A 15418-nucleotide genomic window follows, 5' to 3' on the forward strand; every position below is an offset into this window, starting at 1 on the left:
CGGTTACTCCCGGGACAACACGCGCAAGGTCAATCGGTTGTCCCCCAATTCTATGATTCGTGCCCGTTCCGGGTCGAGGTCATCGCGGGTCAAGATCAGGCGCCAGGTATTCATCTGCGTATCGGGGTCGCGGAACAGTGCCACCACAGAGACGAAGCGCGCGTCCTTGTCCAACGGCACACTCAGTTGCGCGCCCTCGCCCGGTTTGATCACCAATGCCCGGGTGTCCAGTAATTCGCCGCCAAGCACTTGCTCGTCACTGCCGAGCAAGCTGTCGTAGGAGGCCCTCTCCAGCGCTTTGCTTTCGCTCAGTTGGTAGACCCGCACCAGCGTCGGGACCGACATTGCATTCATGTCCCTGGCATCGGTATTGATCGCGCTGCGGGCTCTGAAGTCCAGGTGCAGGGTTTTCACCTGCTTGTAGAAAATCGAGCGGGTGGCGGATGCTGTGCTGTCTGTGACTGACTGAGTCGCCCCGCAACCGGCGAGCAGTACAGCCAGCGTGGCCAGCATCAATGAATTACCAACGGTACGCGACATGCTGTGTTTCCCTGTTCCGAGTGTTCTTCGACAGGCCTTGATAGCGGCCCAGATTGATAGTGATCGTGTCGTGCTCCGCGCCCTGCCAGGTATCACCGCCCGAGCCCAGCATGCCGGTCATCCCCAACAGGATTGGCGCCCGCCCCAACACCGGTTGCGGCAGGCTGCGCACGGGCAGCGATAGCTGCAGCTTCGCGGTGCAACGCCAGCCCAGGTACACCCGCAGCAGCACCAGCAGATCGTTGTACAACTGGCCATCGGGCAACCAGCCGCGTGCCTCGTCCTGATCCCGGGTGAACAACGCCAGATGCAACTGGCTATTGGCGTCGTATCCGCTACTCCCCAGCGGGGTGCCCTGGGACAGACTCACTGGATGGTTCGCGGACAAGCTCGCCGGCTGCGCCAAGGGAATTTTCTGCGGCCAGTGCGGCGTGATCATGGCTTGGGTCCCGGGTGCGAGCAGCGTCACCAACGCAGTGATGCCTTCGGCGTTACGGGTGGGCATACGCATCACACTGAGCAGCGCAAGAAACCGTGAAACCGGTGTGGCGATGCGCTTGGCCGTGCCGGGAATCCCCAGCCCGACCAGGCCTAGCAGGCACTGTGAGGTCACATCGCTCCCGCCCGCTTCGAAGGTGGCCGGGTACGAATACTTGCGCCAGATCCGGTAGAACTGGGTGAAGATCCGGTGGTTGAAAATATCGAGGAAGGCTTGCAGCGCTTCATGCCCCTCGCGGCGCTGGGCAATATCGTCGACAAACGCCGTCGGTAACGGCGAGTCCACACCGTACAACCCCAACAGGCGCGTACGCACCGTCGCCGGGCGCAGCGGTTGATTGGCGTCGGTTTCGATGGCCTTCAGTTCACTGGCGGGAAATCCCATGCCGGGGTCGGGACGAAACCGTACCGGGTCATCCGCCGGGTGGTTCGTGCTTCCCAGTGGCGGGTGATCCGGCAGGGCCTGTTCGAGCAACTGGCAGAAACGATACAGATTGGCCTCGGCCACACGCCCGTCCAGCGCCTCGAGCAATCCGCTGGCTTTCAGCCGGGAATACGCTGACTGTGGTTCTCGTTCCATCGCAGGCACTTTCCAGTAGGTTGAAGGATCAGCGTGAGCTGGTTGAACAGGTGAATGTCGGCGTACAGCGCGAAGAAGCGATGGAGCATTTCGCCGAACAGGCTGATGTCGCCTTCGCCGGAAAACCCATTGGCGTCAAGGGTCACTTCGATGTCCACGCCACGCAGCAGAAAACCTTTTTCGAAACGCTGCACCAGGTGATGCTTGACCTCGACGATGGCCGCCAGGCGTCGACGGTTCAGTTCGCTGTCCGTCCAGTCGTAAAGCGCCAGGGTGCCGCGCAGAACTTCGGCGTTATCGAGCATCGGCAGGAAATTCGAGCCCAGGTGACTGAGCACCCGCCAGTGGAAACGGTCCCGGTTCGGCGGATAGCACGGCAAGGTCGGGGCGCTCAGATTGCGCACCCGCAATCCGTTCTGGACACCATTGACCAGCGTATCGAGCAAAGTGCTTTGCAACGCCTTGCGCGGCAGTTGGCCGTGGGTACCGGTCAATTGCAAAGACAGACTCTGGCTCTCCTGCAACTGATCCTGCTCAAAGCCGTCGCCACCCAGGATCAGCCAGGTATCGTGCAGGCCATTGGCGCCACGCTTGAGGCGCGTATGGAAGTAACGCTCGGGCGCCTCGTCGCGCAACATTCCGCCCTTGTGGCGAAAACTGCTGAACGGTACATAGTCATGGCGCTCGGCAGTCTTCGATACGGTGACCCGATCCACCGAGTAGATTTCGGTATGGCCGTCCTGCAAGCGCATGGCGCGCAACAGGTAGTCGGTCTGCAACGGATCCAGCGCCATCGGATCGGCTTCCAGGCTGAACAGATTGATCACCGGCACCGCATGCAGGCGAATGTGTTCGGCACTCAGGTTGAACGCTGGCGGCCACGCTTCACGCAGGACCACCTCCAGTTCGAGCCAAGGCATGCCCGGTGTGATGCTTACCTGGTCCAAGCCATGGAGAGTCACGAACATGAATTTCTCGCGGAAGGTGAAATATTCCAGCAGCAACTGATAGCCGCTGAACGCGCTGTCGCCCTTGGGCCACAAGCGGTCCTCATCGGCAAAGCCCTTGGGCGCGAAATGGCCAGCCAGCGGATAGCGCGACGCCTCCCCCGGCAAGCGCACATACAAAGCCTGGGCATTGAGGGTCAGTGCCTGATGCAGCGCGCTAGCCAACGGCGCATCGGCATTCAGATACAGCGGCAGGCGACTCAGGTCGACCTCGCTCCAGTCGCTCAAGGCGCCAAGGGCAAAACGCAGGCGCAGGATCGAGCGTCCGTCGGGCTCGTGGGCCAGGCGCACCGACTCCAGGTCGATGGGTTGCAGCATCAGGTCCTGGGTGGTGGTGTAGCGGCAACGGGTGCGTTGCGGCCCGATGGGCTGCGACAGCACTTCAAAGCCGGCCGCGATCACCTCGCTGCGCTTCATCTGTGCCAGTTCAGGCGCCAGTTCGACAATGGACAGCGATGGAATAGTGCGCAGGTAATGCGGCCACAACAGGCTGACCAGACCTTCGGTCAGCTCCGGCAAATCGTCGTCGAGCTTCTCGCGCAAGCGCCCCATCAAGAAGGCAAAGCCTTCGAACAGGCGTTCCACATAGGGATCGCGCGCACCCGGTTTGTCCAGGTTCAACTGCGCCGCCCGATCCGGAAAAGCTTGCGCAAACTCCTGGCCGGCTTCGCGCAGGTAGCGCATCTCGGCGTCGAAATAACGCAGTGTCAAATTGTCCATGCTCTAAAAAAATCCTGATAAATGAGGTTCAACCGCACAGCACCGCGGCGCGTACCGGATCAATGGCGACCAGCGCCGCGAGCAACGCCTCCATGCGCCGACCCAGCGTGGTCTTGTCGGCATCACTGCGCTGCGCCTTCAAGCGCGTCAGCTTCAGCAGGCGTGCCTTGACTTCGAAATTCAGCTCCGGCTCCCAGTCCGCCAACGCCTGGCGCTGGGCCGTGGCATCCAGTTCACCCAGCAGATGCATGGCCAGGTCGCTCTTGCCACATTGCTCGGCCACTCGCGCCATCAGCAGGCGCAGCAGCCAGCGCTGGCGTCCGGTGTGGATGCCGGGGCGGGCGGCCAGCCAGGCCAGCGCATGCTCGACGCCGTCGCTGTCGGCCTGCGCCAGCGCCTCGGCCTCCAGGGACAGAATCTCTACATCGGCAAACACCGCAGGCGGGGCCGATGCGGGCAGCCACTGCCGAGACTGATTGCCGCTGACGTGCTGACTGATCCACTCGCGGGTCGTCTCGTCGGCGAAAGGCGTACCGTCGCTCCAGCTCAACACTTCCACCCCCGGCAAACGCTCGAGGAACATGCCCAGGTCGCGCTTGACGATGTCAGCCCAACCGTCCTGTGGCGCCGGTTGTTTGCTCAGGGCCTGGACCAGATACCACTGCAGGTCCAGCCAGAAATGGTTGACGCCCTCGGCGAACGTCCGCTCGACCTGATCGAGCAATTCGCTCCAGCTCTGTTGCAGATACAGGCGTTTGAGTTGTGCCCTGGATTCGCCTCGGGGCGGTGCCAGGCGCGTCATGCCGCTGGCGTCCTGGAGTGGTGCCTGGTGCAAGGTATCCCAACGCAGGCTCTTCATCAGGTGGTGCGCCGCCAGCCAGCCTTGTGGCTGGTCGCGCAGGTAACTGGCGAGGGCCCGTCCACTGTCCAGCAGATCGCGCCCGGACTTGATGACCGGGGCGCCCGGTGCGCAAGTCTGGCTACTGGACTCATGACTGGCACTGTTCTGCGGTACCACGGCATCCACCCCGCCGGACTGCGCCAATCGCGCAGACAATGCCCCATACAGCGCGCCCAGTTGCGGCCGTTGATCCGGCGGCCAGGCTTCCAGCCCACGCTCCAGCCAGGCCAGCGCCGCCACCGTGCGCTCCGCCTCGGCCTTGACCACTTCCGGGTACAGCGAAAGGCTGTCCAGCACCTTGCTACTGGCCAACCACTCCAGGGCCATCTTGCGGCTATTGGACCGCGTGGGCAGCACGTCGCTGGCGTAACGCTCTACCAGCGCGGCCAGCAGACTCAGGCCATCGGCCAACCCCGTCTCACCCTCCTTCTGCAGCCGCGCCCACAGGTAATAAGTGGCGACGCGCAGATCCTTGCAGCGCTGGCTGATCAGCTTCTGCGCCAGCTGGATCACCTCGTCGACATCCGCGCCAGAGAGCTTGTTGACCTCTTCACGCATGTACTGGAAATCATCGTCGTACCCCGGATCCTCGCCGACCGGAGACTGCGTGCTGATGGGTTGCAACCAGGATTGCCAGTGATCGGCTTCGGTGCGGGCAAGTGACAGAGGATCACGTTCGCCCAGGCAGCGGGTGATCAATTTGAGCAGGCTCATGGGTAACTCCCGTTCTGCGCATAGGGCTGCGCGTCTGTGCCCTCGCCGAGAAAGATCTGCGCCGGCAGCTTGAAGTCGCGCAGCTTGAGCAACGCCAGCGGCCCCGCGCCGAGTTCGGTGCGCAGGTGCCAGGTCAAATCCAGGCCATCTGGGGCCTTGAGCTGCATGCGGTATTGGCTGTCGCTGTCGTTCAGCGCAGTGACCCGGGCTTGTTCGAGCAGGCGGATCAGGCCCCAGGTGCCTTCGTAATCGCCGAACAGGCGTTCGTTGGCGTGCACGCTGATCCAGCTCAGACGGGTGCCCGGGTGATGGCTGAAGCCCGGCCAGCTGAAGCGTTGCCAGCTTTCCTTCTGGTTGAAGTACTCATGTTTCTCGCCATTGAGGATGAAGGTGGTTTGCACCACGTCGCGCACCGGTTTGCCCCGCAGCTCGAAGCTCAAGCCCATGCCGCCATCGGTGTAGAGCACGTCGGCGAGGTGGCTGAGCTGGTTGATCGCGCTCAGGAACTGCGGGTTGAAGTGCAGGCCCTGGCTGTGCCGGGTATCGGCCACCCAGCGACTGCCTTCCTTGCGCAGCACGCCGCCCAGTTGCTGTTGCAGAAACTGCTCGATGCGCCCGGAGTCGGCGCGGATCATCTGCCCGAGCATCGGCAGCGAGGCATCGCTGGCGGTGGCGGCAAAGGGGTAGCGACCGGTGAAGGCACTGTGCCAGTCGCGCACGATCGCCCGTTGCCACTGGCTGTTGAGCCCCGCCGCCGACGGTTGCAGCACCCGTTGCCAGGCCTGCTCCAGCGGCTGCACGAACAGCGTCTGGCCGATCCCGTCCCACTCGGCGCCGAGGCTGGCGGCGAGCAGGCTGCCGTAGGCCTGGGTGTCGGTGAGGTCGACGTTGTGGCCCTGGAACACGCTTTGCGCCAGGGCCTGGGTCATCGCCTGCGGGTTCGGCGCGTTGCTCACTTGTTGCAGCTTCAGGCGCACCCGCGTGACGCGGTTGAGTAAGGCTTGCAGACTGAGGCGCTCGCTATTGTTCTCGGCGTCCTTACCCAGCAGGCTCAGCAACGGCCCGAACGTGGCGTCCAGCGGACCGCCGGTGCCGGGCACGGATTGATCGATCGCAGGCACCTTGTCCTGAGCGAGCAATTGCTGCGCGGACTGCAGCAACGAATCAGCCAGGGCCCGGCCACGGACACCGGCTTGGCCCTGGTAGGCCAGGGTGTTCATCAGGGCGATCAGCGGCGACTGGCGCACGTCGCTCATCAGCGCCAATTGGTCGATCACCTCGCCCAGGCTGTCGACCGGTTGCCAGCGCAGGCGGTTGAGGAAGTCCAGCCAGGCGTTGGCGTAGTCCTGGAAGTAACGCTCGGTCAGACGCTCGCGCAGTTGCTCCGGGCTCAACTCGGCAGCGAGGCTGGCGGGATTGTCGCTGAGCACCCAATCGATCTCTTCGCGGCGCGCCTCGGCGATGGCGTCGATGGCCGGCCGCACCTGGCCTTCCCAGGCCTGGCGGGTGAACACGCCTGGGACTTCGGCCGAAGTGGCAAACAGAGCCGAGGCCTCGGTGTCGCCGACCATCTGCTGCAGATTCAACGCCGGCGCGTGATTGGCCGCGCTGTCGAGGACGCTCTGGTACAGGCTGGCTTCGCCATTGCGCTGGCCCAACTGGCCGAGCAGCACCTGCCGGGCCTGGGCGACCAGCTTCGGATCAGCCTTGATGCGCCAGTCTGGATGCCCGGCCAGTTGCTCGGCATAAAACGCCCACAAGGCCGGCGCCAGCCCTTGCCAGAGCCCCGGCGAGAACCCGGCGCGTTGCGGTTGCGCGTCGGTCAAGACCTGCGCCAGGAACACCGGGTCGGTTTTTTCCGGGCGCGCCATCATCAGGTAGGCCTTGAGTTGGGCGTAGGCCGCCGGAGCGCGCCGGGCGCGTTCGGGACTGTCCGGCGGCAGCTTGATCAGCGCGTCGAGCCGCGCCTGCAACTGGGCCACCGCCGGGTCGCGCAGCAGACGCTGATTGGCCTCGACATAACGCGGCCACAGCGTGGCCAGCAGCGCATCGTTCTGGTTCAGGCCAAAACGCTGATACCACGGAGCGCCGTGGGCGGCGCGGTAATCCAGGCGCGCCAGTTCGAGCATCATCTGGTGCAGGGCCAGCAGTTGTTGGTCGGCGCTTTGCGCCTGTTGCATCGACGTGATGGCGGTCTGCACCTGGGTGATGTGCACGCGGCTGGTGGCGAACGACAGCAACAGGCCGACACCCCAAACGGCGATCAGGGCCAGCGCCGTTGCGTAGCCAATGCGCACGGCGCCCCAGCCAAGGCGACGACGGTACATGGCTTTGTCACCGAGCACGCCGTTCCAGGGCGGCGTGACATGCCAAAGGTTATCGGTACTTTCCTTACCACCCTTCAACGGCAGGCTGAACCACACGCCGCGCAACGGCACGACACGGTCAAACACACGCCACAACGGTCCCAGCGCCTGACGCCAGCGGGCAATGCCCTCGACCTGCAGATCGCGGGCCAGGCGCACCAGGAAATCGTTGTCCACAGAGTCGCACATCTGCCTCCAGCCTTCCTGACGCAGGGGATCGAGCAGGCTATCCAGCGAGGTTTCCAGGGCCTGCGTCGTGGCAGGTGACGGCAACAGGCAACCGACTGGTTGGGTCGGGCGCTTGTCCTGTTTCCATTTACTGTCGCAGACCTGCCACAGGTGCAGCGGTAGTTGCCAGCGCAGTTGGCTGGCCAGTTCTTGCAAATGACGCGCGCCGACGTCCATGGCGGCGGTGTCGGCGCTTTGCGCTGAGTTCAGCGCCCAGACCACACCGTCCAGCGGGCGCCAGCGGGTCAAGCCATGCCAGCGTGTGCGCCATGACTGGTCCAGTTGGCTTTGTGCGCTGCCGCCCCAGAGCAGGATGGTGTCGTGGCTTGCGAGCCATTTTTTATCTCTGAGGGTTGGAGCGATGGCGTCGATCTGATCGGGTTCGCCAACCATGAGCAGCAAGCGGAATTTATGGCGCCAGAGCAGGTTGTGATTTTCGAGGAGGTATTTCCTTAGCCCCGGCACCCATGAGTCATTCGCTGAAGCGTCCTCTTTGCTCAACGGCGAAGTCGCCATCGCGCCCGTTGCGCCAACCACTCGACTCGATTGATTGACTGCCAATCGATCCCACGCCAGCAGTACCACCGGGCAGAACCAGCACAAGGCAAACCAGGTCCCGGCCCCCCACAGCGCCAACGATTTGAGTGACAGTCGAGGCCAGCCGAAATACTCGCGGCTCAAGTCGTACAGCAGACAACCGAACACCACCAGTACCGTCAACACCAGCAGATAACCCAGTCCCACCTTCTTCAGAGAGCCTTCGCTCGCTTGCTTAATCACTGCCATGAGGCACCGCCATTCCAATAGCCAATCGATTGTTTCCGTCCTGGCTCAGCCAGCCACAGGGCTGTCCGGCCTCCCTTGCCTGCAACAACGCCAGGGACATGCCGATGAAGGGCGCCAGCTGCGCCAATACGCCCCAGTGCCCTGACAATTGATGTTCGGCAGACTGCCAGCCGCCTGCCACGAAAGCGCCCTGACTGGTTTTATCCAGCGCCAGGCAATCCGGCGGTGCCGCGTCCAGCCCGGCGTAGCGCTGTAGCTGCACACAGAGTTCAGCGGGCGATTCATCGGGCTCGCGCAACAGGTACTCGCCCCTGTGCAATAACTGCCGGCCCTGATGGCTCACCAACCAGAGAAATCCTGCTTCACCGGGCAGATCCGGCTCGTCAGCGCTCGGCACCGATACCACCCCGGCGCAGAGCACCCAATCCGCCTCATCGCGACAGTCGTGGTGAAACGCATCAATGAGCGTGTCCAGATCGGTCAGGTCAGCCAAAGGCATGCGCGCTTGGGGCAACACCACGCCGCCCTTGGCCACTGCCTTCAAATAGGCGCTTTGACTGGCCTCATCCCCGATCCAGGCGATCCCTCGCAACGACGGCCAGCGTTCTTTCAACTCGGGGAGTTCAAGGGTCATCCGCGCCAGGCGTCGGGCCAACGCCGGAGCACGCTCACTGGACGAGCCCAGCGCCACCGGGTAGCACAACATGGGTTGTGCGGCGCCATCGGGCTTCGATGGCTTGGGTGCGGGCGCACCGGCCATCAAACCGTGGTAATGGGTTTGCTCATCGCCCACGGGCCCCAGCAGCAACACTTGCTCCACCGGCAGACCCAGGCACCGCCACCCCCACCAGCGCTGCACAGCGGCATTAACCGTGCGCCGATACACATCGCGGTTGAACAGGCCGATTTGCCACCCCAGCACACGCAGCGCCAATGCCAACGCCCAGCACATCGGCAGCACGGCACTCCATAACCACAGCTCCAGCCGTGGCTGATCCTCTGGCCATAACGACAACAACACCGCCGACTGCAACCCCCAGAGCACCAGCAAAGCCAGCCACCAGCGTCGCCAACGGGGCTCGCGAGGTTCGATAACGTCCGGGTATTGCGGCGCCCGATTCATGGCGCCGACATCATTGACGAAGCGGCAAGGGAGCTGACCAGTTGGCAGCCGCATTCACACTGGCACCCATCCAGCGCCATGGGCGTGTCGTCCATGGTCGCTATCGAGGTGCCCTCCTTGATGCGTGTCAGGCCGTGCAAATCGCAGCGGGCCTGATCCCCCACGCAGGCCACCGGTATACCGAAGGCCTCGTAGTGACCTTCAAGCACTTCACCACCGAAAGGGCTGAGCGAGTCGCCCATGCGTACCAGAGGCAACATCACACGTCCTCCCCGGAGAGTTCGAACAAACTGCCCGCCTCGCGCAACATGGCGGTGGTTCGATCGATCATCTGCGCATAGTTTTCCTCGGCAATCTGCTGCTTGAGCTCAGCCGCCACCTGGCCGATATGAGCCGTCGGTTTGAGCAACTGCGCGGCCTCCGGCAGGAACGGCAGCGCCACACCCCGCGCCTTGTCGATCACCTGATAGCCGATGGTGGCGCCACCGATGCCAGCAGCCAGCCCGCCAACGCCGCCCAGCACCCCACCGCGCTTGATGCCGTAGACCGTTGCACCGGCGAGCATCGCCACGCCCAGTATTCGTCCCGCCACCACCACCGGTGCCAGGTCCCGGCTGTTGGCATTGCCGAAATACGTCATGCGATAGAAGAAATAACCGGCCCACAGCTCACGGGATTTCAACGCGTCATGCATGAACCAGGCGCGGGAGTCGTGTATCTGGTCATCGAACAGCGCGACCACCAGCGCCATGCGCGGGTCGGTGCTGGGCGTGCCTCGGTCATCGCGGAACAATTGTTTGGTGCGCAGATCACCTGCGGCCCTGATCGCGGCGTGGTCTTGCAATTCATCGTTTTCGTTGAGCAGATAGATGGCGTCGCGCAAGATCACATCGGTGATCGTACCGGCCGCACTGGTTTGCTTGCGGTCGAAGCCTCTGTAGTCGCGCTTGAATTCCGCAGCCGCCTCGCTGAGCTGGGTCTTGTCGATCTGCGGTTCGTAGATGGGCGGGCCGGGGTGGTTCGTGGCCGCCTCGGGCGCTTTCAGCCGATCGGCGAAGATGATTTTTTTCTGCTTTTCGTAGGCCTCGCGTTGTTGTTCGGTCTCGTAGCCAGTGATTTCGTTGGCCTGGATGAAAAACGGCTGATGCTTGTAGCTGTCGTTGTTCTGCAACGGGTCATTGGCATAACGACCGATGCGCCAGCCGGTGATCCAGCCCAGTTGATCGGCGAGGGTTTCTTCCACGGTGATGCCGAGTGGCAGTGGTTTGTACTCCCAGGGTTTTGTGTTGGTGGGGGTGTCGGTGGTGATGCCTGGGAGGGTGTGGCGCCAGGCGTTGAAGCGTTCGATTACTTGCGAATTGATGTCGAACTCCTCTTTCGTATCTAATCCCAATATTCGCCACGCCTTTTGGTCCTGCAACGTTTTTGGTAACACTGCTTCCGGTACCTTGAGTGGTGCACCAGCCGCAAATGCCTCGGCATACATGTCATGCAGGACGATCTGCGACACCAGCTCATTGGTGCCGCCTCGGGCTTTGCCCTGGTCATTCTGCGGATAACCACCCCCGACATCGGAATGCACACCGGGGTAGACCACTTCGAAGGTGTCGAGCGGGTACCGGCCGTCCTCGTTGCGGATCGAGTCCAGCGGAAAGCACGAGCGCTGCTCGAAGGCCGCGACGAAGTGCCGGCAGCATTTAACGAACTTCGGAAATTTCGCGGTGTCAGGCAGCAACTGACTGTCATCGGCCCAGTCCATGTGCCCGGCAAAAAAAGGCGCCGCGTGGGCGATGCCGACCGAGGCGACGGTGTCCAGCACACAGAGAAACTCGACGCTGACCGGCAGACCGATCAAACGTTGCTCGGGAAGCGCCGCGCCGGTTGGCGTATCGAACAGCTGGCTCAGCCAGGTCACGAAGGTGCGTGCCTCAGCCGCGCCGCGCGAGAAGCCGTATACGTACAGTTTGATTCCCAGCACCTTGGGTAGCCGGGACTTTTCTTTGCAAGCTTCCAAGGGTCCTAGCAGCCCGTTCATGACTCGCCGTCGCTTGCCATCACCCAGGACACTCATCAGAGGGCCCCGCCAGGTGCTCATTTCTTTGACCAGGCCCTTGGCGTCTGTACGCTTAATTTCTTCTTTGTTTTTCAGTGCATAGGACAATGCACTAACCACCTGTACCAACGCCCAGTTGATCCGATCTTCACCACCCGTCGCGAACGTCAGCCCATTTTCGCTGTAATCGAGTTCGCCAATTTCCGGAAACGGTGTGCCGACACCGGGCATGTAATAAGAAAAGTAGCCTTCCGCCTTCGCATCATCATCTTGAATCGACGCATGGAAGAGCTTGGCGATATTGCTCGGGTGATTTTTCTTTGTGTCGTTGAGCTCGTTATTGTTAGTGCCATCGAAGAACAGACTGATGTGCAGGCTGTGGCAACAATCGAACCGCTGGGACTGCCCTTTGGAATTGACGCCTCGCTGGTGACCACGCTCCTCGGCGGTTTGTTTTTTGTAATTGGCAGTCACCGTCACAACATCACCGGGCAAACGCCCCTCCACTGGAAAAACCGGCGGAGCCCATACCTTGGCGTTTGAATTATTGTTTACTTTGGACATACAGCTGGCTCCTTCATCTGTTTGGGTTCTTTAATTGGGTTATTGGGTGATCCGTATCCCCAACACGAAGTCGTGACCTTGATTTTATTGCAAGTTAAAAAATGTACGCTTAAACCACACGAATCCGTTCCTTGCCACTCTGGAATATCCACTGTGGCGCTATAGTGCTGATATTTAGCTTTATGCTTCTTCATAAACTCTCTGAACTCATTGGTTCCGAGAGGAGGCGATTCCGCAAAAGGCTCTGGGTCAACTTCCCATTCAATATTAGCCTTCAATCCCGGACGCCATTTTGTCGGCAAAATAATACAACATGAACTTCCACCTCCGCCGTGAGCTCGATACCCATTAACGGAAAACCAATTAATCCCATGCAGGGTATGGTTAACCGCCTGTAGATTCCCCCCCGCCATTTCATTGTCCGCCGTGGAGCATCCAATTAACGCCAGTCCAAACAAGCCCAACAACCATCGCACTCTTGTTTTCTTCATAGGCATCTCCGTCACCGATCACTCCCTTAATTAATTTCAGGTTGCATTGGAAAAATTCCGCATGAGAATCTTTCCCATGCAGACTTTCTGGTGATTATTTTTTTCGCTCTCGTTGTTCTTCTTCCATCGAAGAACAAACTGATGTGCAGGCTATGGCAACAACTTAGTCGCTGGGACTGCCCTTTGGAGTTGACGTTTCGATGATGAGCATGCTCCTCGGCGGTTTGCTTTTTGTAATTGGCTGTCACCGTCACAACATCACCAGGCAACCGTCCCTCCACCGGAAAGACTGGAGGAGCCCATACCTTAGCGTTTGAATTATTCTTTACTTTTGACATACGGCGGGCTCCTTCATATCCAGTGGTTCTTTAATGGGGTAGTTTGGTGAGTAATACGACCAGCACGAACTGGTTACCTTGACTTCATTACAAGTCAAAAAGTGCACGGACAGACCACAGCGCTTCGTTCCTGGCCATTCAGGAATGTCCACAGTGGTGCTGTAGCGCCGATAATTAGCTTTATGCTTCTTCATAAACTCTCTAAACTCATCAGTCCCGAGAGGTGGCGAGGCAGCAAAAGGCTGAGGATCAACTTCCCATTCGATATTGGCTTTCAATCCAGGGCGCCATTTAAGCGGCATAACAATGCAGCACGAACTTCCACCGCCACCGTGAGCCCTGTACCCATTGACGGAAAACCAATTAATCCCATTCAGAGTATGGTTAACCGCTTGTAGATTACCTCCCGCCATCTCATTGTCCGCCGTGGAACATCCAACTAACGCCAGCCCCAACAAGCCCAACAACCATCGCACCCTTATTTTTTTCATAATTATCTCCCTCACCGCTCACTCCCTTATGCAATTTCAGGCTGCAAGGGAAAAAGCCCTTACGGGATTCTTTCCCATGCAGCTTTTTGTAATCGTCAGTCACGATCACAACATCACCAGGCAAACGCCCCGTAGCCGAAAAACTGGGGGCGCCCACGCTTTAGCTTCTGAGTTGTTTTTCATTTCGGACATACAGCGGGCTCCTTCATCTCCCTAGCTTCTTGAATCGGATAGTTAGGCGAGCTTGGTGCCCAGCAAGAGGTCGTCACCTTGACTTGATTGCAAGTTAAAAAATGCACTTTAAGGTCGCATGACTTTGTTCCCGGCCATTCAGGAATATCCACAGTTGTTTTGTAGCGCTGAAACTTCGCCTCATGCGCAGCCCACGCATCCTCATCAAATCCAAACCCAGTTGTTTTTCGTTTTATTTTTGCAAAAGGCTCAGGGTCGACTTCCCATTCAATATTCACCTTCAAACCTGGCCGCCATTTAGTCGGCATGATGATGCAACAAGAACGCCCCCCTCCACCGTTGGCCCGATAGCCGTTAACCGAGAGCCAGTTAATATTGCTCAACGTATGATTGACAGCTTGTATGTTCCCACCCGCCATTTCATTGTCCGCCGTGGAGCATCCAACCAATGCCAATCCAAGCAAGCCCAACAACCATCGCTTCATAGTTTTTCTCAAAGGTATCTCCATTACCGCTTACTCCCTTATTTCATTTCAGGCAGCATGGGAAAAATCCCGATGAATCTAAAGCACCGCTCTGGCTGGACAGGCATTTACGTCAAGATCATAGAACTGAAGCCTTTCCTTATCCGGGAGCCCGTTATCGGCCTGGCAGTATTTATCCAGCAGGTAGCCTTCGAACTCCCGATCAGCGATCAGTTTTCTCTTGTGGTCGCTGTGCAATAACAACGTGTCGACAACGAAGTCCACGGGCATACCTAGCACAATAATGAAGGGGCACGCGACACTCAGATAACAAACTACAGGTGTGTAGTCGTAACCTCCGCGGCCTTCGAGCGTGAGCATGGCCCAATCATATTGAATGGCCGGATAGTAATAGTTCGAGCCATGGTTTTTCTGCGATGACGCGTCTCGCTCTATCAACGTGCCGCAGCCAACAATAGAAAAAACAACACCCAACAACGGCATAAACATCATGCGTTTCAGCACGTTCATCTCCTTCGCCTTTTATTCCTATAACGCGCCACGAGAATTAAATAGCTATCAAACCTGCACACTCGAAACAGGCAAGTTCTGCCGAACGTAGTCGCTCAAATCACCAAAATAACTTTGCTTGCCGGCTTGCAGGATCATTGAGTACAGCAAGTTGAAACGCTGTTCCTGAGTACCCTCCAGATAATCAAACTCACCGCCATTGAGCAGTTGTTGAGCGTCGCCGATGCAACCAATGAGTGCGCATTGCTCATCACTGAGCTCCACGAAGGGACTGACTTCGATGCCGCTCTGCTTCCTCAGGCGAGTGCCTGGCAGCCATTGCGGCTGGTCTTCGCGATCGAGCCAGCCCCAGCAGCAGGCGACTTGCAGGAACTCGGCGCGCTGTTCGCTGGTGAGGATGGTGTTCAGCAGCAGGGGAAAGATTCGCGGATCGTAAAAACGCAACAAGCCGGCCTGCCCGCCCCACTGCATTTGAAAGAGCGCTTGCAAGGCTTGACTCAGTTCTTGAAACCGCAGGGACGTGACCAAGACCATCAGGCGAGCCTCGGACGCGCCGTGTTCGATCAGCTCCTCCAGCCAGGCCTTGTGTTGCCAAATGGCCAGGTCCAGGCGCATCAACAGCGGTGCCTGGTCCAGCAGCTTTTCTTCCGGCGTACCCGTGAACAAAGAGAACCATGGCGCCTTGGGGCTCAGTGCCTGCAACCCGGGAACCGCGCAATGGCTCCAATCAGCCTGATCGAGCAAAACGTCGACTTCCTGTACTTCGGTTGAGGCGCACACCTGTTCGATCTGCTCCAGCCATTGGATAGGCGTTTTCATCTGTACGTCTCC

The 15418-nt window shown here is 59.8% G+C and carries 15 protein-coding genes; all 15 read right to left on the reverse strand.

Annotated elements, in window-relative coordinates; all coding sequences use genetic code 11:
• Positions 1–3: 3 nt before the first annotated feature.
• The 15 genes from tssJ to tla1 all read right to left on the reverse strand — a co-directional run bounded on the left by tssJ (position 4) and on the right by tla1 (position 15406).
• Complete coding sequence (gene tssJ / locus AC3WTM_RS21595) at positions 4–540, reverse strand: type VI secretion system lipoprotein TssJ (RefSeq protein WP_102672350.1); 537 nt, start codon at positions 538–540, stop codon at positions 4–6.
• Positions 521–1618 (reverse strand): type VI secretion system baseplate subunit TssG, encoded by a 1098-nt coding sequence (gene tssG, locus AC3WTM_RS21600; RefSeq protein ID WP_102672351.1) that lies wholly within the window; start codon positions 1616–1618, stop codon positions 521–523. Before tssG ends, tssJ begins: the two co-directional genes overlap by 20 nt.
• Complete coding sequence (gene tssF / locus AC3WTM_RS21605) at positions 1582–3345, reverse strand: type VI secretion system baseplate subunit TssF (RefSeq protein ID WP_102672352.1); 1764 nt, start codon at positions 3343–3345, stop codon at positions 1582–1584. Before tssF ends, tssG begins: the two co-directional genes overlap by 37 nt.
• A gap of 28 nt (positions 3346–3373) precedes the next feature.
• Positions 3374–4960 (reverse strand): type VI secretion system protein TssA, encoded by a 1587-nt coding sequence (tssA, locus tag AC3WTM_RS21610; protein ID WP_102672353.1) that lies wholly within the window; start codon positions 4958–4960, stop codon positions 3374–3376.
• A complete protein-coding gene (locus tag AC3WTM_RS21615; RefSeq protein ID WP_102672354.1) occupies positions 4957–8340 on the reverse strand; it encodes an ImcF-related family protein in 3384 nt (1127 codons plus the stop codon). The genes tssA and AC3WTM_RS21615 overlap by 4 nt, the downstream gene beginning before the upstream one ends.
• A complete protein-coding gene (locus AC3WTM_RS21620; protein ID WP_173677979.1) occupies positions 8327–9319 on the reverse strand; it encodes a hypothetical protein in 993 nt (330 codons plus the stop codon). Before AC3WTM_RS21620 ends, AC3WTM_RS21615 begins: the two co-directional genes overlap by 14 nt.
• Positions 9320–9459: 140 nt before the next feature.
• Entirely contained in the window at positions 9460–9723 is a 264-nt protein-coding gene (locus tag AC3WTM_RS21625) for a PAAR domain-containing protein (protein WP_102672356.1), read from the reverse strand.
• The gene (locus tag AC3WTM_RS21630; RefSeq protein ID WP_492574108.1) at positions 9723–12080 is read right to left on the reverse strand and encodes a T6SS phospholipase effector Tle1-like catalytic domain-containing protein; all 2358 of its coding nucleotides are present in this window, start codon (positions 12078–12080) and stop codon (positions 9723–9725) included. The genes AC3WTM_RS21625 and AC3WTM_RS21630 overlap by 1 nt, the downstream gene beginning before the upstream one ends.
• Entirely contained in the window at positions 12068–12571 is a 504-nt protein-coding gene (gene tli1a, locus AC3WTM_RS21635) for a Tli1a family immunity protein (protein ID WP_492574109.1), read from the reverse strand. The genes AC3WTM_RS21630 and tli1a (AC3WTM_RS21635) overlap by 13 nt, the downstream gene beginning before the upstream one ends.
• 26 nt (positions 12572–12597) lie before the next feature.
• Positions 12598–12909 carry a hypothetical protein gene (locus tag AC3WTM_RS21640; protein ID WP_178081867.1) on the reverse strand — a complete coding sequence of 104 codons (312 nt, stop codon included), beginning with the start codon at positions 12907–12909 and terminating at the stop codon, positions 12598–12600.
• Complete coding sequence (gene tli1a, locus AC3WTM_RS21645; RefSeq protein ID WP_102672898.1) at positions 12897–13400, reverse strand: Tli1a family immunity protein; 504 nt, start codon at positions 13398–13400, stop codon at positions 12897–12899. The genes AC3WTM_RS21640 and tli1a (AC3WTM_RS21645) overlap by 13 nt, the downstream gene beginning before the upstream one ends.
• Positions 13324–13557, reverse strand: coding sequence for a hypothetical protein (locus AC3WTM_RS21650; RefSeq protein WP_173677986.1), 234 nt, complete (start codon positions 13555–13557; stop codon positions 13324–13326). The genes tli1a (AC3WTM_RS21645) and AC3WTM_RS21650 overlap by 77 nt, the downstream gene beginning before the upstream one ends.
• A 22-nt stretch (positions 13558–13579) precedes the next feature.
• Positions 13580–14101: a Tli1a family immunity protein gene (gene tli1a / locus AC3WTM_RS21655; protein WP_102672899.1), complete on the reverse strand. Its 522-nt coding sequence runs from the start codon at positions 14099–14101 to the stop codon at positions 13580–13582.
• A gap of 54 nt (positions 14102–14155) precedes the next feature.
• A complete protein-coding gene (locus AC3WTM_RS21660; protein ID WP_102672900.1) occupies positions 14156–14587 on the reverse strand; it encodes a YceK/YidQ family lipoprotein in 432 nt (143 codons plus the stop codon).
• 48 nt (positions 14588–14635) lie between these two features.
• Entirely contained in the window at positions 14636–15406 is a 771-nt protein-coding gene (tla1, locus tag AC3WTM_RS21665; protein ID WP_102672901.1) for a toxin Tle1 chaperone Tla1, read from the reverse strand.
• Positions 15407–15418 lie beyond the last annotated feature (12 nt).

The sequence above is a fragment of the Pseudomonas sp. EU05-FHT14B02 genome (genome assembly GCF_058791055.1).